Genomic DNA, 17366 nt, shown 5'->3' with positions numbered 1-17366 from the left:
ACGTTTTCCGTGTTTACGAACTTGCACGTTCTTGATGATATGGACGAGATACAAACTGATCTCGTCCATTTTGTTTGGCGATATATAAACACTCATCGGCCACTTTAATCAGAGAATCGAGTGCCGACATCCTTTCCCCTTTGCTATCACCCGTACTCAATTCAAAATGACACGCTCCGATTGATACCGTGACAGGTTTTCTATCGAGTGTAATTTTCTTCATATCTTCCAAAAGCGATCTGAACTTATCTTCAACACCGCTTGGATTACTATTTGGGTACCAAAGAATGAATTCCTCACCACCGAAGCGTGCGACAAACTCACCTTCTTGCGTGTTGTTGCTCAGAACATTGGCCACTTTCTTCAACACAACGTCACCCATTTGGTGACCATAAGTATCATTAACCTGTTTAAAGAAATCGATATCGACAACAGCCAAAGTGCCCTTACCTAAAGAGCCTTTGAGCTGCTCGACTTCCGCATTCAACGTTTTGAACAAACAACGTCTATTCGGTAGATGTGTGAGCGGGTCATATAAAGCTTGGTATTCTAGCTTCTCGTTCAGCTCTTGCAGCTTGTGCTCTTGTTGCCTTCGGACCAATTCCACCTCAATCCATGAAGCCATCAACTTCATTACATCAATATCAAACTCTTTGAACTCGCGATAATACGGGTTACCACTCGAGAAATTGAGAGTGCCATAGAGCTCGTCGTCGACGAAAATAGGAATCCCAATATAAGATTCTAAGCCAAAGGATTGGTAAGCAGGATGTCTCGCGTAGATTTTGTGTTTACCGCAGTGTTCAATGCAAATAGGTCCACTCGATTTGCAGGTAATTTCGCAATAGGTCGAACGGTAGTCGAACATGTCACCGCTTTTTAAGTCGACACCTTCTGGAGTCACGCAATGTTCAACTAGATAAGTGTTGCCGTCTACTTTAGACAGAATACCAATATCTAAATCGAAGCGTTCAAGCCCCATGATAAGCAGCTGAGCAATCTGAATATCGAAACCCTTTCGATAATCATTGGTGATTTGGTACAAGCGGCGTATAACAATTTCACTTTCACTAGCTTGGTGCATACTTGGGATCCCACTGCTGCCGAAGTTAGTGACAACATCAATATTTGGTATATTTAAAAGAGTAAAGTGTAAATAAACATAATAATCAATTAGTTTGTGTGCAAAATACCTCATTGATCCAATGAATAAAAGTCGACTTCCTCCACTTTGCGTTAGCACCCTATTCCCAGCTTTGATAAAATAATCCATTAACGAAACAGAATGGATAGGAAAATGAACCTTTCTCAACTAAGCCAAGAAATCTACGATCACCTTTACCGCGACATTGAAGAGTTCCGCAGTACTTTTGATCTGCCTGTTGCTGCTCCTGAAACAATGGACGAAAAAGGCGATACGCTACATACCTCTCTAGCGATCGAAGAACTGACAGAACTTGCAGAAGCTGACTCTAAAATCGAACAAGCGGACGCTATTGTAGACAGCGTTTATGTTTTGATGGGACGTTTGGTTCACCTTGGCCAAGCTAAGGTAGAAGACAACCTAGCAATCAGCTACCTGATTGACCTACTGTTGAATGTTTCTAAAAACCGTTCAATCGACTTTCTGCCTTGCTGGGACGAAGTACACTCAAGCAACATGAGCAAAGTGTGTCGTAACGAAACAGAATACGCAGAAACTGAAGCTTTCTACGCTGAGCAAAACATCAAACTGATGGCTGTTCAGAAAGGCGAATACATCATTGCTAAGTGTGCGGAAGATTTTGTATCTGAAGGCAAAACCGTTCGCCAAGGTAAGGTACTAAAATCTGTACATTACCGTCCTGCGAACCTTGAGCCTCTTACAGCTTAAGTAAGGTTAAAACTGAAGCACTTTAAAGCATCAGTTGACTGAAATAGAAAACGCCACGTTCTTGTAACGTGGCGTTTTATTATCTATTAAAGAACTCTAGCTGTGTTAGCTATAGCCGTGTGTTAGAAACCGAGCGCTATACCAGTCGAGCCATGTGATAAGCCGCCACATATTCGCCATTTCTAAAGGCAAAACCTGCTGACTCCCCTTCAATAACGAAACCAAACTTCTTATACAGGCTGATCGCTCGTTCGTTATCGGTATAGACTGTGAGTTCCAGTCGTTTGATGTTAATCCAGTTATCACACAAGTCGATCGCGGTTGCGAGTAGCTGACTGCCGACACCTTTGCCTAATACATGGTCTTTAACACCCATACCGAATGAAGCAACATGACGCCTTCTCGGGTTTACACACACTTCCATTCCTAAATTACCGACAATTTCTCCATCAATTAACGCGACATAGGAGTACACGTTATCAGGGATATTGGAGATTCGTTTCTGCCAGCTTTCCAGAGACGGATTTGGGAGTTGCAGCGTACCGGAATAAGCATTAGTGCATTCGTAAACTTCTTTGATTCCCTTTGCATCTGACGGTTCAGACCGTCTCACTATAATACTCATCGCAACTCCTACTATTATTCTTCACTAATTGTGATGCACATCCTCAATGTGCACCTAAACACACTAACAAATAGTAAATATTTAACAACAGGTTAGATGAAATTGTTTCAAATTATATAAACAGCAAGTGGAAGGGAAATAGTATTTTGACGAAGGCGTGTTAATAGTATGGTTTTACTTGTAGTGGCTAACGAAAGAGTTTCAGATGGAGAGAGTAAGGGATAAGTTATTATGTTGATGTGATATGGACACAAAGATATGTGCCCATATTGTTAAACTAGCTCTCTTGATTAGTCACGCTCACATTGAACTTGGAGCACTTTAAGATCGGTGGCATTTAACTTCTCGGTTAACGCTGCGCCTTCTTCGTTACATTGCTCAAGAGTCGTAAATTGGGTATTAATTTCCATTTCAGCCGTGCTGTCAGCGCCACCGATCATTAAGCTTAGAAGTAGTGTTAGTTCGTACATTAATTAATCCTCTTTCGAGTTTTTAAAGCATCCATTCGAATTAGATAAAGTGACCAGAATACGTCTTAGCTCACTTGTTTCGTTTGAGATAATTCTAGTCACTCACTCGATTCGAGTCTTACCATTTTGTGCCAAGAGCTAACAAAGTAAGTACACTTATTTTACTTTGCTTAGTTGATACTGAGTAAACGCCCTCGTTCGATATCTTGCTCAAGCACCTCTGGTGTCAAATCGCCATGTCCATGGTGGTCATGATTATGGTAATGCCCATGATCGTGTCCGTGGGAATGACCTTGATGTTCATTTGCTCTTTGAGCTAACTTGTCTGAGTCCAAATAGGTATCAGTCAAATCAACACAATAATCTTCAGTCCATAAACGGCGAGCCTCATCATCACTCATGATTTGCTCGGCTTTAGGGCCCAACTTGTCCATGTAGAACATCCCTAACTCCTCTCCTTCCACATTGGCGTGGTTGATAAGGTTCATGAAAGCAGGTTCTTGGTTTTCATCAGAGAGATAACCATTTTTGTAGCACACGGTTAGACCAATAATGTCATCACCAAGTTGTTCTAGTGCAGGGTTGAAATGATTGTGACTGTGATTATGTTCGGCAGCCGAGACAAGCATTGGAGTAAGTAAAACACATGCGATAGCCAATAATTTAATAGTGTTATTCATGGATAGACCTTCTAAATTTGAGCGAACAATTTGATTAGTTGTTTGGCTTAACTTCTGGTGAGATGAGCGGATGGGAACATCAGGAATATTTCAGCCTGAGCGCCTCTTCATCTCACGACAAATAATCAATATGATTAGATAACGAGGCTCGATATAACAAGCGTTCTGAAGACAAGAATCACTTATCAACCACGATTCTTGCTGGCGCGCTAGTGTAAGCCATCTGCTTCATCTCCCATTCCCCTTTTGTTTCCAAGGCAACCGCTAATGCTTGCGCCTCTTGACATACCTTCGCTGGTTTTCCATCAGCCCAGAATGAAGGACCCGAGGTATATCCACACATAACAGAAAAGGCGTGTTGGCCATCCTTTATTGTGTATTCCGTCATAATGCCTCCACCTTCACCGTGCGTTATTTTTAGTGAGCCTTCATCGGCAACATGCATTGCATCGGAAGGGTTCGGTTTGACGTACGTTGTGTAGGTGCCGCCATCTGACATGTATTGGTTATCGTACATGGTGTAGCCTTCTTTTTCTGAAGGTAAGGTCAGTTCGTAGTTAGGATCAATGTCCGCTAATCGTTCTGAGTTATTCGTCGCACCAGGTTGATAGTTGTGAGCATTTGACTGTCCGTTAGCGAAAACAGACCCTGCCACTAAAGAAAGGATAACGACCGCTAAAATTGATTTTTTCATAATGAACTCCAGATATTCTAAGCAAAGAAGTTGTAAGCAATAGCTTTATGATTGAGTAAGAGAATGGGTTTGTTTACCTAACTTTTTAGGATGTGAGGGCAATATCAGCCCTCACTGCAAATACCCTATTTGTTATCGGTTCCTGCTCCTTCACCAGGCTCAGTTGGACGACTTACCGACTTGCGCTCAAGATTGTGGTGAGCACGCACTCTATCCATGTATTCTTGCTTGGTGTTCATACCTTGCTTCATTGCTTCTGGTACTTGTTCAGCTGGGATCACGATGTCACGGTCGACTGGCCACTCTGTTAACAGCTCTGGGTGGTAGCCTTCTGGGTAGTACAGTTTTGGATCCAACTCTAAATCACGAATCTCTTGTTCTTGTATGTCTTCACGGCTGTTTTTCGGCAACGGGATTCTAAAGTCAGACCCATCTGCCATATCAAATTGTGGCGCTCGCGCATTCGGGAAATCAGGTAAAATACCTTCACGAACCCACGCATTATCTTTAGTCATGTTAACGACAATGCCATCTGGCGCACCGAAGTGGTAAGGCCCTTGCCAATGGTGGCGAACCTCAGCAACGGTTTCCTCATTGAGATATGGGTCGAATGTCATGTGCGTTGTCATGAACAAGCGCGGTTGTACTTCATTCGCCACATAACCCGCCGCGTACGCTGGTGTATGGTGAGTATCAACGGTGTAACGTGCTAAGAATGGCGGCACACCTTGAATAATCGAAGACACACCAAACGTTTCGGTTTGCAGTTCAGTAATGAACAAGTCTGCGCCTTTTGCGTATTTCAAATCCAACTCGGTTGGGCGACCGTCTCCTGTCCAAACAAACGAAAGCACTCGACCGTCATCTTGAGTCCAATTCAAGCGGTAACCAGACGCGCCATCTTTTGCGTGACTGCGTCGCCAGTGAATCACTTCCACATTGTCTTGGTCATAGATAACGCCACCGTCGTCGCGGAAATCAAACTCGTGTACCACTATGTCGTTGCCTGATGGGAACACATCAAATGCATCGGTGTGCCAGTTCAACATTTGCTGCATGCCTTCAATCATATGACGAGTGCCATATTCTGGAGTCGCACCACTCGGGCCATAAATGTTAAGCGGCTTTTCCCAGCGACCATTCCAACCACCAAATTGATACAGGTAAGGTAACGAGCCGTAATGGTCTACGTGTAAGTGAGTAATGAAGATATGGTCGAGCTCATTCATCGCGACACCCGCCGCTACGTAGTTCGCAATAGAGCCTTCACCTAAATCAAAGACAAAGTTAGAGCCGTTACCCAATTCTACGTATATCGAGGTGTTTGCCTGCCCCGGGCGAATCATTGGTGATGTTCCCATGAACGTGACACGCATTTCATCCGGTTGAACTTCTTCAGTGCGTGGGAACCAGTTTGCGCCCGACACCATGTGATCGCCATAAGGTGCAATGCCCTCAAACATTAGGCCTTCTTTCCAACCTGAATTGGTTTCTTTGCGATAGTCACCATTATTTACACCGCCCATTAACACAGAAAGCACCTCTTCTTCTGAAGAGTACAAGTTCCCCTTAGGTTGGTTGCTCAGATACTCTTCAAGGGTTTCACCCTCGTGATATTCAAATTTCTCAAGTTTTTGAATATCAGAGTTAGTCTGCTTGGTGTTGTATTGCATCATTGGGTCAGCAGCAAAAGCGGTTGTCGTAATGATCATTGCTGTAGATATGATTGATAATTTTGCGAAAGTTCTCATAGTTTCACCTATCGGTCTGAGTATTTATTAAATGAATGAAGTTCCTTCCTCACTCCGATGCAAACAAGTTTATTAATAAACAGAACCTTGATATATAGTGTAAACTTTACTTAAAACCTCCATTTCATTTATGAGTTAATAAAGACTCCACCATGATTTGGAGGAGTGGCAATAGGAATAGAGGGAACTGAATTTGGACCTTAATCTACTGACGACATTTTTGGCCGTTTACAAACACAGCTCTATCACCGTGGCATCAGAGCAGCTCGATATTTCTCAACCCGCGGTAAGCGCGGCGATTAAGAGACTCGAAGGTGTCGTGGGCAAGGCTTTATTTGTGAGAGAAGGACGAGGTATCGCACCCACTGGAGCAGCGGTATCACTCGCTAACAAGATAGAAGACCCATTGAACATCATTGGAACGGTTGAGCAGCAAAAAAATGACCTTAAGGTTTATTGCACAGAGAGCTTGCTTCATTTCGTTAGTCAGGTAGAAGGCGTAAGCTTCACGGAAGCGCCGCTCGAAGAAGAAGAACTGTTTGATGCGCTTACTGCACAAAAAGTGGATATCGTCATTGATGTACTTTCAAGTAAGAAACACTCATTGATTGAAGAAACCATCGTCGATGAGGAACCCGTGTGTCTGACTCGAATCAACCACCCTCGAATTGGTGAGACACTGAGTAAAGAAGAGTATTTCCAAGAGGAACATATTGCGCTCAAGATCAAACGCGCAAACATGAACACGGTCGAGTTTTTATCAGAGAACGATATCGAGCCGCGAAAAGTCAGAATTGAAACCAGCTCAATTTCAAGCATGCTGATTTTGGCAAGCACGACAGATTATATCGCCGCTTCTACTCGCTCTTTTGCGGAAATGCTCGCACCAGCGCTTGGCTTACGCGTTCACCCTATCCCCATCAAATTAAGACCGATCACGTTTCGAATGCTCTATCACCGCCGTTACGCTAACGACGAACAGCACATCAAAACCCGCGAAGCAATCAAATCAGCCTTAAGGAAACATAAATGAAACTGAGGTTTTAACTAAAGTTGACCCTATTAATATAAATTCAGTTTAACTACATACTCTCTAGCAAGTTAATTCAATAGAACGACACTGGAGAATCCATGAAAAAGCTTAACCTTATTGCTCTACCACTTACATTACTCAGCAGCGCAGCGTTTGCGACCTCAACTCAAGTTTACATCGAACAAAACGTTGCCTCTAATGCTGCAGATAACGGTGTCTACACCACAGAAGCTGGCGCATTAATCGATACCTCAGAAAATGGACAAGTCTATATAGGTTTTGATGACCAGGGTTGGCTGGCAGCGGGTTACGGGCACGACTTTCACATCAGCGAGTCTTTCACGTTCAACCTATACGGTGAGCTTGGTAAATGGGACAACGGTGAAGAGTTATTAATCGAAGGTATTATTGATTATCAAGTGAACGACAACTTCAATGTATTCAGTGGATTGGGATATAACCAGTCAGGGCAAGTACTCGAAAATATAAGCGACACCACGATCAACACCAATAAGTTCATCGCCGGTGCGGGGTACTCACTCGCCGGTTGGGATTTAGCTTACCAATACACTCACGAAAACAGTGATGGATCCAATGGCGGGTTTACCCATGACGGTAACAATGTCTATTTTCATCAAGGCGATTACCGTACCAATGAACACGAAGTTATTCTCTCTAAGAGCATCGACGACTGGACACCCTACGTGAAATACACCTACTTCAATACCAACGAAGGTGACCTTTACTTGAACGGCCAATCGATGGGCCCGATCGACAACGACAATATCATTACGCTTGGTTTGTCTTACGACTTCTAAACATCTCAGATTCAATTCTCATAGGCAGATGGATTTGCCCACCTTTCGAGGGCACTACTATGAAAATGACTCCTCAACGCAACAAAGTCATTAACATCGCTGCAGCGATCAGTATCGTTTTGTTTTCCGCAATTCCCACCTACGCGAGTGCTGATCACTTAGATGTCCATTATCTAGAATCGAGTTATCTAGAAACCAGATTTCTAGACTCCTCCTTCTTCGAATTCATGACACCAGATTTTGGTCAGGGATATCTTAACGATGAGATTAAAGAAAACCTTATTCTGGAATAATTCGCTAACACATTAAAAAACGCAAAAGCTGAGGCTTGGATACACTCGATGGAGTAGTAAATGGGAACATCGAAAAAAACCAGCCGTTAACCCAATGTACTCTTTAGTCAGACTTGAACTAATAAAGATAAACACAATTCACTTCACAGTCGACCCAGTACTATTATTTTCATGGCGATATCGCATCATGCTTTACTTATACCCCACAAAAAAGCACCACACTTATAAAGCATGGTGCTGATGTTACTGTGTAGTTTTGACTAAGCTAATTAGTATCTTTAAAACAAAGACTAGTTAGCTGGACGCCAAACGCCCCATTTGTCGTTGTCGTATGTCGTCTTAGGGTTTTCACCGCCCTGAACCCACCATTGTGCTTTCCATGACTGGTTAGAGTAAGTCACGATTTCACCACCAAGGTAAACCTTAGACGAGTCCCACGTACCTAGGTCTGGGTCAGGTGTCGGATCTGGATCCGGCGTTGGATCTGGGTCTGGTGTTACGCCACCGTCATCAGCAATCACTTCGAACGTGAAGGTTTCAACACTCTCGCTTTCAATTGAGCTAGCAATGAACGACAGAGTTTCGTTCGCTGTAATCGCAGTCGTATCGACAACAATTGAAGCTGTTCCGTTGTTTTGAATGCTAACGGCAGAACCTTGAGTCTGTGTTAAGTTTGCTGCTTCGCTCGTTGCAATCACAACTTTGTCACCAGCATTAACGACATTGTCACTCTTCACTAGTTCGTAGATGTCCCCTTTTAATGGCTCAACACCGCCGTCGCCACCTTCAATCAGCGTTAACTGACCTGAAGCACGGCTATCTTTTGAGTTAAAGAAGTTGCGTGACGGATCGTTTTGGAAGTACATGTAGTGTTCCATTTCGGCATGCCAGTCACCGATGAAGATCGCACCGTCTTTAAACTCTTCGTGCCAACCGTTGATTTCAGAAGCTAGCAGACGAGCCCAATCGTTCACGTTGCTCGCATCAATTACGATGTCGAAGCTACGTGCGATTTCACCATACTTGTTGATGATGTCGTACTTAACTGTGTCGCCAATTTCTGGTGTACCAAACTGGTCAGATACGAACAGGTCGCCACGTACTAGATCAGGTTGTGGTGTAGGCTCAGGTGGAGGTGTTGTGCCACCTGAAATAGTGATGTCTGAACAGTTGTAGAAGCCTTCACCCGCGGCATCGTTACGTTGCCAACGTACATATAGGATTGCGTCACCAGAACGGTCAGATGGAATCGTCACGTTAATACGGTATTTGCCACCGCTTACAGGAACATTACCCACTTCTTGAATAAGATCTAAGTCACCCCACGCTAGGCCTTTGCTCAAGTCTGCATTAGGTTTCGTTAGGTAGAACTCCCAGAATGAAGGATTGTGTGGCGCAGTCGCATTGAATACATATTCAAACGTGCCTGTACTTAGCTCGGTACGAGTCCAACCAGTATGAGGCGCACCCATACCGCGCTTTTGCGAATCGTTGGCATAACATAGCGTGCCATCAGGAATCGCTGCTTTCACTGCGTTGATGTTGTTGAAATCCTGAATATTTTTTGCGTATTCGTTACGTTGAACAAACGGGTACGAGCCAGAAATATCTTTCGCTTGAGCACATGCCGCATTTGGTGGTGTACCCGACCAAATCCCGCCTTGCTCATAACACGTGTTCTGACGCGCGCTTGGAAATTCAGACCAACCATGAGCGTTTGCCACTGACGGCACACTCGATAGCATAGCCATACCTACTGCTACTTTTAGAAGATTATTATTTATTGTTGTCACTTTCCCACTCTCTATTATTTTACCCTGCACACAAGACAAACTGGTCAACAACCAATCAATATTGCAGTTCGAGGGTTTATAGTTTTTGCTTAAAGAACAACGAAAAATATATACGTCAATTTTATCAATAACAGCGGGTTTTATATTGATAGGAATCAGAGTCACACAACTCATAGAAATGCGTTGTCGATAGATGATGTTGCTTCGAATTATTGGATCTCAGTATTCTATCTTGATTGAGGAAACAATATTCAAAGTGAATAAAAAAGCGGCTTAATGAGTAAGCCGCTTTTTGGAGATACATTATATGTACAGTAGAAGATGTACTTAGATAAATAGTAATTAGCGAACTAATAGCGACTATTCATGCCCATGCGATGTGACATGTCATCGTCCATGCGACCGCCCTTCCAGCCACTGCCACCTAAAAGGTTTAGAACGTCGCGTGCGTTGTAGCCTTCACCACCAAAGAAATCGTTAGATATATCATTTCTCAACAATTGAATGATGGGTGCCAGTTCAGCATCAAGGTCTTGTGGATCAGCAAACAAAGCCAATGCAATTTGTTGTTGGCGCTTGCTCAGCTCCTTAGAACTGGTTTCGACTTGTCCAATAGAGAAGAAATCACGACTCCCGTAACTCTTAACCATCTTTGCAGACAGGAGTTTGATTACCTTTTTGATTCTTCGACGCTGAATATATCTTAACACCTTGATTCCTTGTCTAATTTACAAAAGTCACACGACAGATTTATAAGCTCTGGTTGCTGATTAGGATGTCATTCTTTGCTTACACGCTCAATAAAAAAGTCAGCAATAAAATTGCTGACTTCAACGTAGTTCTCTAAGGTTATCTAGTACACATGCACTAGAAGCACTTTCGTTTTACCTGCCCAATAAATGGAATAAGGAAGATAAAGCGCCCGACATAAAACAACGTAAATGCTAACCACAAACCGTGATTGCCCCACGACTGCACAGCAAAAAACTGTACGACTAAGAACACCACCAGCGTAATGAAACTCGAATTTCTCACAGGGCGAGTAGTTCCCGTTCCGGTAAAAATACCGTAGAAGGTTAAGCCGTAGCCCGCTACTAATGGGAACACCAATAACCACGGACTCATCGATAAGTAAATCTCGATCAGATCTGGCAATGACGTAAAAATCATGGCCACTTGATGTTTAAACATCACGGTAAGCAGTGTCATCACGATAATGAATGCCGTTGTCCACTGCGTGTTTAACTTAATGACATTATCAAGCAAGCTTGGATTTTTCTGCCCTACTGCTTTACCCGCAAATACGCTCGATGCATTCGCAATACCATCGAACATGTAGCTAATGATAAAGGTCACTTGCATTAAGATTGCGTTTGTCGCAAGTACGTCCGAACCCAATTGAGATCCCACACGTGCCATCATGTTGAAGAACACAAGGATACAAATCGTACGCAGTAGCAAGTCCATATTCGATGACACGATGACCTTAAAATCTTTAGACGAGATTTTAAGTGAGCGTGCATGTTCCCACAGAGAAAACTGACAAGTATGGAAGACAAAATAGAGACCGATAGCGAACGTGGTGATCTGAGCGATTAAGGTCGCAATGGCAACACCTGCAATCCCCATATCAAGATACATAACAAACACGATATCGAGCACGATGTTCAGCACATTACCGACCACTTGCGTAAACAGGGTCGCTTTAGCTTTCGCCTGCCCCATTAACCAACCAATGATGGTGTAGTTAATCAGAACAAAAGGCGCACCAAAGATCATAATATCGAAGTATATCTTGGCGTTAGCACCTACCGCAGCTTCCGGCTCAATGAGCCATTCCGCACCTTGCCAAATCAATGACTGCAGAAGGATAAAAATAACGCCAACACATAGCGCGAGTAACAGAGGTCGAATTAAACTGCTTGCCTGCTCTGCATGGTTGTTTCTACCCAATGCAATCGCACTTTGCCCTGTTGTGCTTACGCGGAAAAAACCGAATAACCAATACAGGGTATTCATGATAACAGCGCCAATCGCCACACCACCAATAAGCTCAGCAACGCCAAGCTTACCAATAACGGCAGTATCCACAGCACCCAATAAAGGTTGAGTGACTGTAGAAACAATAAATGGAAACGCTATTTTGAAGTAATCTTGATGAGTCAGTTTCATTGTTGGTCAAACTCAGTTTCAAACGGTATTTCTAGATAACTAGCCGCTTCTAACAAACTCTTGGTGTAAGGGTCACGTACGTGTTTCAGATTTCGCATATCATCGACTTGCTCGACGATTTGGCCGTCTTTGAAAAACATCAAACGATCACAAAGAAAACTCGCAACAGCAATATCGTGAGTGATAAACAAATACGAAATCTGACGCTCTTGTTTGAGTTTTTGTAAGAGGTCGAGAACTTGCACCTGAACAGAGACATCTAAAGAGCTCACCGCTTCATCCAGCAAGATAAACTTAGGGTTCGGCGCTACCGCTCTGGCAATACACACACGCTGTAATTGTCCGCCACTGAGTTGATGTGGATATCGGTCAAGCATGTCTGCATCTAAGCCCACTTCTTCAAGCAACAGAACTAAATGGGACTCTCGCTCTGCCTTACCGACCTTATCGTTAATCAAAGGCTCATTGATGATCTCACGAATCGTCAATCGCGGGTTCACCGAGGTGTTGTAGTCTTGAAATACCACACTCATTACTTGGTGCATTGGTAGGTTTGAAATGGCGTTACCAAGTACCACCTCACCACTGTCAGCCGCTTCTAGACCGAGTATGACTTTCCCTAGTGTGCTTTTGCCACTGCCCGATTCGCCAACTACGCCGACACACTCACCTTCATTAACTGTGATAGAAACGCCATTGAGTACGTTTTGGTAGCTAGGGAATAACCAACTATCGTCGTTTTTGAATGCCTTAGTGACGTTCTTTACTTCAATCAACATTAGCGGCTCTCCATGACAGATTTAAATCGATTTACTAATGCCATACGAGTATCCACTAAGTAACGCGTGTGTTTGCTTTCTGGCTGAGTGAACACCTTGCGAGTAGCGCCATACTCAACCACTTTGCCTTGGTTCATAACCATAACGTTGTCTGCGATATGAGACACCAAGCTCAGGTCGTGGCTAACGAAAATCAAACTGGTACCAAATTGCTCTCGTACAAACTGCAGTTCCTTAACCACTTCACGCTGCGAGATATAATCAATCGCTGTTGTGGGCTCATCGGCAATAATCAGCTTGGGTTTCAGCACCAACGCCAGTGCTACCATAATTCGCTGCAGCATGCCTCCACTAAGTTCATGGGGGTACTTCTTAATTAAGTCGCGGACTGATTTCAGGTTAACGCGAGTAAGCACGTCACAGAACAGGTCAACAGCCTCTTTAGTGCTCATTGACTGGTGTTGCTTTATTGTTTCCACGGCTTGATTACCGATGGTGAACAGTGGGTCGAACGCCGTCATTGGGCTTTGCATGATCATCGAGATCTTCTCACCCCTTAATTGACGACGCTGCTTCTGGGGCATATCAAATAGATTCTCGCCTTCAAACAGCGCATGACCCGAAATAGAGAAAGAGTCGTTCAACAACCCGTTAATCGCATTGCAGGTCAGGCTTTTACCACTACCTGATTCACCCAAAATTCCCAAACATTGGTCTTCTTTGAGTGTAAAGCTCACATCAGAGACCAGCTCTCTGTGTGTCGGTTTATGTAGCGCGACGCTAAGATTTTTAACTTCTAACATCATCTTTGCTCCGTTCTTGGGTCTAACACATCACGTAAAGAGTCGCCAAGTAAGTTACAACACGCCACCACAACCATTATTGCGATCCCGGGGATGACCATCTGCTCAGGATTAGAAAAGAGAACTTCTTTAGCATCACTCAACATAGCACCCCACTCTGCCGTTGGCGGTTGTACACCTAAGCCAAGGAAGGACAGTGTAGAAATGCTCAATATAATCCAGCCTAAATCTAGGGTCGCAAGAATAATGACCTCAGCAGCGATGTTCGGTGCTAAGTGCTTACGAAAGATAAAGCTTTGAGGTGTCTTAACCGTTCGTGAGTACAGGATGTAGTTTTGGTGATTAAACGAAATCACGGAGCTTCGAACAATACGCACATACCATGCGATTTTCGCAATAAAGTTCGCAATGATGATGTTGAAAATACCCGGGCCCATGATGCCGACAATACTTAAAACAATAATTTCATACGGGAATGACAACATCACTTCGCAGCCACGCATGATCAATGAATCGACCTTGCCTCGCATGTAGCCAGAAACCACACCAATGAAGCCGCCAACAACTGCCGTAATCACCATGGTTAATAGCGAGTAATACAGCGTGGTACGAATACCAAACAACAAACGAGAATAGATGCATCGACCCAAATGGTCAGTGCCGAGTGGGTACTCCATCGACATCGGCATCATAGAATTAATAACATCCGCCAAGTTAGGATCGTGCGGCGCAAGGTAAGGCGCAAAAGCCCCCATCAAGCAGATAGCCGTTAAGATAAACAGGCAAACAACAACGGTCTTATTGGAAAGTAGACGTCTTATCATGAGTTCTTCGCTCCTGACTTGAGACGGGGATCGACCACCGTATGTAAAATATCAATCAGTAAATTAGACACAACAAACAGGCTGCCCATCACCAAAATATAAGCTTGGATAATTGGGTAATCACGATTGAAGATCGCAGCCAAAGCCAGTCGGCCTAAGCCAGGTATTGCGAATATGCTTTCGATAACAACGGTGCCCGCAATCAAACGAACGATGCCTATGCCTAATGCTGTCATTGAGGTTTGCAGCGAGTTTTTGAGGAGATGCTTCCAAACGACACTGTGCTCTGAAATACCACGAGCGCGCGCGTAATTCACATAGTTGTAATTCATTGAATCCAACATAGAGTTACGGATAAGACGAATGTAGGTAGCAACGTAAGCCATACAGAGAGTCACAGAAGGCAGTATGAAATGGCTAAAAGTGGTCGCACCGCTGCTTGGCAACCAATACAGATTGATTGAAAATACCCAAATAAGAATGAAGGCCAACCAGAAGTTAGGCATTGCGGTACTGGCAAAAATGAACACTCGAACAATGCGATCAAACCAATGATCTTTATACACGGCGCTGAGTACACCCATCGGGATACTGACACACACCAACAAGATGAGTGACAACCCTGCAAGTTTCAGCGTATATGGGAAGCTTCGTGCAAGTTCTTCAGAAACCAGTCGATTGGTATTAGTGTACGAGATACCAAAGTCGCCTTGTACAGACGATACGAGCCAATCGGTATAACGGACTAAAAACGGACGGTCTAACCCAAGCTCTAAGCGAATTTCTTCAATGGCTTCAGGGCTCGGTGTCGTGTCATTGACACGCAGTGCCACTTCAGCAGGGTCTGCTGGAATAATATTAACTAAGGCGAACGCGATAAAAGAGACAAAAAACAGTGTCACACTCGCACTCAGTAATCGCTTTAGGATGTATTTAGCCATTCGGTTACTTTCTTAATGTAAAACAGTAAGCAAAAAGACTGACACCCCCAAAAGAGTGTCAGTCAATAAGCTAGTCAGTAGTAAAGGAAACAGACAAGGATTATCTATTTCTTACTTTACAGACATACGTTGTAGCGGGATTTCAAACTGAGAAGGGTTAAAACCAACACCTTCTACACGCTTGTTGAATACCGCACGGTTTTGTTCGTAGCTGATCGGAATGTAGATCGCTTGCTCGTGCAGTGTTTTTAGAACATACGTGTAATGCTCTTGGCGCTTAGTTTCATCAATGGCTTCCAACGCTTCTAAGATGTGGTTATCAATCTCAGCTTTTTGTGGAATACCTTGTTGCGCAGCGTAATCGCCATATACCGGCTTACGCATACCACCAAGGAACGATTGAGGATCGTAAGGTGTACCCCAAGAAATATTGAACGATAGATCAAACTCACCTTGTTTCAGACGATCTCGGTGCGCTTGTTCTTCTTCACCAACGATGTTCATCTTCAGGCCAACCTTCGACCATTCACTTTGTAAGTACTGTGCGATGGTGCGCTCTACGACTTTGTCACTGTCGTAAGAAAGCGTGATTTCAAATGGTTTACCGTCCAATTTACGTGTCTTACCATCTTTCTTCCAACCTGCTTCATCCAGCAGTTTTTCAGCTTGAGCAACGTCATATTGGTATGGCGTCAATTCGATGTCAGCGTAAGGGACATTCTTCGCAAGCAAAGTATCTGCCGGTTTTTCTAAACCCAACATGATGCGGTCTGCGATGATTGATTTGTTGGTAAGGTGACTCAGAGCCTGACGAACACGAGTATCACTTAGGTTTTCGCTGGTCGAGTTCAAAATCAACATACGTGTCGATACTGGCTCAGATAGCTCAGTGCCAAAACGTGGATCTTTTTCAAACTGTTTGTATGACTGCGCGCTTACCAGTTGCAGACCGTAAACCATATCGATTTCGCCGCTGCGCAATGAAAGCAGGCGCGATTGATTGTCTGGAATTACTTTTGCCACAATCTTGTCGACTTGTGGTTGCTCACCCCAGTAGCTTTCGTTGCGCTCGAACGTCGCACGTTGATCTACCACGTTATCAGTCAGAACATAACTGCCAGTACCTACGTAACAGCTCGCGCCATTCTTGGTCGTTCCGTCTTTAAAACATTCAGGAGAAAGGAAGCGAAACGGACGTGTTACACCAAGCTCAACAAGGAATGGGTAGTAAGATTCAGCAAACTCAACTTGAACCGTGTGGCTGTCCACTACTGTCACACTCTCTTTGCCTGTCTTTTCAATTTCCACCATCAAGCGGATAGACTCCAGCCATGTGTGACGGTTCGCGTTATCCAGCAACGCATCGAAGTTCGCTTTCACGACATTAGCGTCAAACGGCTTACCATCAGAGAACGTGACGTCATCACGTAATTTGAATGTATAAGTTTTACCATCCTCTGAAGTGCTCCAACTTTTCGCAAGCCAAGGTTCAAGAACACCGTTCTCACCAAGGTGCACCAACCCTTCAAAAATAAGGTTTTGTGCAAAGATCTCACCACCATAAAGGTGTGGGTTTAGGTCACGGATGTCACGATAGTTCGCGAAAGTAAGTGTACTCTCCTCAGCAAACGCGCTTTGGACAGGAATAACAGCAGAAGCAGCAACGGCTACAGTAGCGATAAGTTTTTTAAACGGCATAAACAAACCTTAATGGTAATGATAATTATTATGATTTACTGACTAAATAGTACTATAACGATAAATATCATCAAGAGTTAGCGACATATTCATTTTTCTTATTATTTGTTTCAACAATA

General features: G+C 43.8%; 18 protein-coding genes. 4 read left to right on the top strand and 14 right to left on the bottom strand.

Annotated elements, in window-relative coordinates; all coding sequences use genetic code 11:
• Positions 1-13: 13 nt before the first annotated feature.
• Entirely contained in the window at positions 14-1084 is a 1071-nt protein-coding gene (locus tag OCV12_RS07155) for a sensor domain-containing diguanylate cyclase (RefSeq protein WP_210448839.1), read from the bottom strand.
• Positions 1085-1297: 213 nt separating this feature from the next.
• Here OCV12_RS07155 and OCV12_RS07150 point away from each other — a divergent pair, with 213 nt between their 5' ends.
• Complete coding sequence (locus OCV12_RS07150; RefSeq protein WP_017059167.1) at positions 1298-1873, top strand: nucleoside triphosphate pyrophosphohydrolase family protein; 576 nt, start codon at positions 1298-1300, stop codon at positions 1871-1873.
• Positions 1874-2009: 136 nt separating this feature from the next.
• Here OCV12_RS07150 and OCV12_RS07145 read toward each other — a convergent pair whose 3' ends face one another.
• The 5 genes from OCV12_RS07145 to gntH all read right to left on the bottom strand — a co-directional run bounded on the left by OCV12_RS07145 (position 2010) and on the right by gntH (position 6093).
• A complete protein-coding gene (locus OCV12_RS07145; protein WP_261885760.1) occupies positions 2010-2498 on the bottom strand; it encodes a GNAT family N-acetyltransferase in 489 nt (162 codons plus the stop codon).
• Positions 2499-2788: 290 nt separating this feature from the next.
• Complete coding sequence (locus OCV12_RS07140; protein ID WP_261885759.1) at positions 2789-2968, bottom strand: hypothetical protein; 180 nt, start codon at positions 2966-2968, stop codon at positions 2789-2791.
• Between the two features lie 170 nt (positions 2969-3138).
• Positions 3139-3648 carry a hypothetical protein gene (locus tag OCV12_RS07135; RefSeq protein ID WP_261885758.1) on the bottom strand — a complete coding sequence of 170 codons (510 nt, stop codon included), beginning with the start codon at positions 3646-3648 and terminating at the stop codon, positions 3139-3141.
• Positions 3649-3826: 178 nt separating this feature from the next.
• Complete coding sequence (locus OCV12_RS07130) at positions 3827-4342, bottom strand: hypothetical protein (RefSeq protein WP_176681362.1); 516 nt, start codon at positions 4340-4342, stop codon at positions 3827-3829.
• A 125-nt stretch (positions 4343-4467) separates the two neighbouring features.
• Entirely contained in the window at positions 4468-6093 is a 1626-nt protein-coding gene (gene gntH, locus OCV12_RS07125) for a guanitoxin biosynthesis MBL fold metallo-hydrolase GntH (RefSeq protein WP_050650037.1), read from the bottom strand.
• Between the two features lie 193 nt (positions 6094-6286).
• Between gntH and OCV12_RS07120 the strand changes: the two genes are divergently transcribed.
• The 3 genes from OCV12_RS07120 (at position 6287) to OCV12_RS07110 (ending at position 8237) form a co-directional block, all read left to right on the top strand.
• On the top strand, positions 6287-7126 hold the full coding sequence (locus tag OCV12_RS07120; protein WP_102449902.1) for a LysR family transcriptional regulator: 840 nt from the start codon (positions 6287-6289) through the stop codon (positions 7124-7126).
• A gap of 98 nt (positions 7127-7224) precedes the next feature.
• The gene (locus tag OCV12_RS07115) at positions 7225-7944 is read left to right on the top strand and encodes a hypothetical protein (protein ID WP_050645270.1); all 720 of its coding nucleotides are present in this window, start codon (positions 7225-7227) and stop codon (positions 7942-7944) included.
• A 59-nt stretch (positions 7945-8003) separates the two neighbouring features.
• Positions 8004-8237 carry a hypothetical protein gene (locus OCV12_RS07110; RefSeq protein ID WP_171730624.1) on the top strand — a complete coding sequence of 78 codons (234 nt, stop codon included), beginning with the start codon at positions 8004-8006 and terminating at the stop codon, positions 8235-8237.
• 290 nt (positions 8238-8527) lie between these two features.
• Here OCV12_RS07110 and OCV12_RS07105 read toward each other — a convergent pair whose 3' ends face one another.
• The 8 genes from OCV12_RS07105 to nikA all read right to left on the bottom strand — a co-directional run bounded on the left by OCV12_RS07105 (position 8528) and on the right by nikA (position 17247).
• A complete protein-coding gene (locus OCV12_RS07105) occupies positions 8528-9982 on the bottom strand; it encodes a lytic polysaccharide monooxygenase (protein ID WP_261885938.1) in 1455 nt (484 codons plus the stop codon).
• 398 nt (positions 9983-10380) lie between these two features.
• Entirely contained in the window at positions 10381-10740 is a 360-nt protein-coding gene (locus OCV12_RS07100; RefSeq protein ID WP_261885757.1) for a DUF6559 family protein, read from the bottom strand.
• Between the two features lie 157 nt (positions 10741-10897).
• Positions 10898-12202, bottom strand: coding sequence for an MATE family efflux transporter (locus OCV12_RS07095; protein WP_261885756.1), 1305 nt, complete (start codon positions 12200-12202; stop codon positions 10898-10900).
• The gene (locus OCV12_RS07090) at positions 12199-12981 is read right to left on the bottom strand and encodes an ABC transporter ATP-binding protein (protein ID WP_261885755.1); all 783 of its coding nucleotides are present in this window, start codon (positions 12979-12981) and stop codon (positions 12199-12201) included. The genes OCV12_RS07095 and OCV12_RS07090 overlap by 4 nt, the downstream gene beginning before the upstream one ends.
• Complete coding sequence (locus OCV12_RS07085) at positions 12981-13787, bottom strand: ABC transporter ATP-binding protein (protein WP_261885754.1); 807 nt, start codon at positions 13785-13787, stop codon at positions 12981-12983. The genes OCV12_RS07090 and OCV12_RS07085 overlap by 1 nt, the downstream gene beginning before the upstream one ends.
• Positions 13784-14608 carry a nickel/cobalt ABC transporter permease gene (opp1C, locus tag OCV12_RS07080; RefSeq protein ID WP_260810845.1) on the bottom strand — a complete coding sequence of 275 codons (825 nt, stop codon included), beginning with the start codon at positions 14606-14608 and terminating at the stop codon, positions 13784-13786. The genes OCV12_RS07085 and opp1C overlap by 4 nt, the downstream gene beginning before the upstream one ends.
• Entirely contained in the window at positions 14605-15549 is a 945-nt protein-coding gene (gene opp1B / locus OCV12_RS07075; RefSeq protein ID WP_261885753.1) for a nickel/cobalt ABC transporter permease, read from the bottom strand. Before opp1B ends, opp1C begins: the two co-directional genes overlap by 4 nt.
• Positions 15550-15660: 111 nt before the next feature.
• Positions 15661-17247 (bottom strand): nickel ABC transporter substrate-binding protein, encoded by a 1587-nt coding sequence (nikA, locus tag OCV12_RS07070; protein WP_239847694.1) that lies wholly within the window; start codon positions 17245-17247, stop codon positions 15661-15663.
• Positions 17248-17366: the final 119 nt, after the last annotated feature.

It is taken from the genome of Vibrio pomeroyi, from assembly GCF_024347595.1.
Lineage (GTDB): Bacteria > Pseudomonadota > Gammaproteobacteria > Enterobacterales > Vibrionaceae > Vibrio > Vibrio pomeroyi.
Note: the sequence above shows the minus strand (reverse complement) of the source record. Positions and strands in the feature narration are given on the sequence as shown.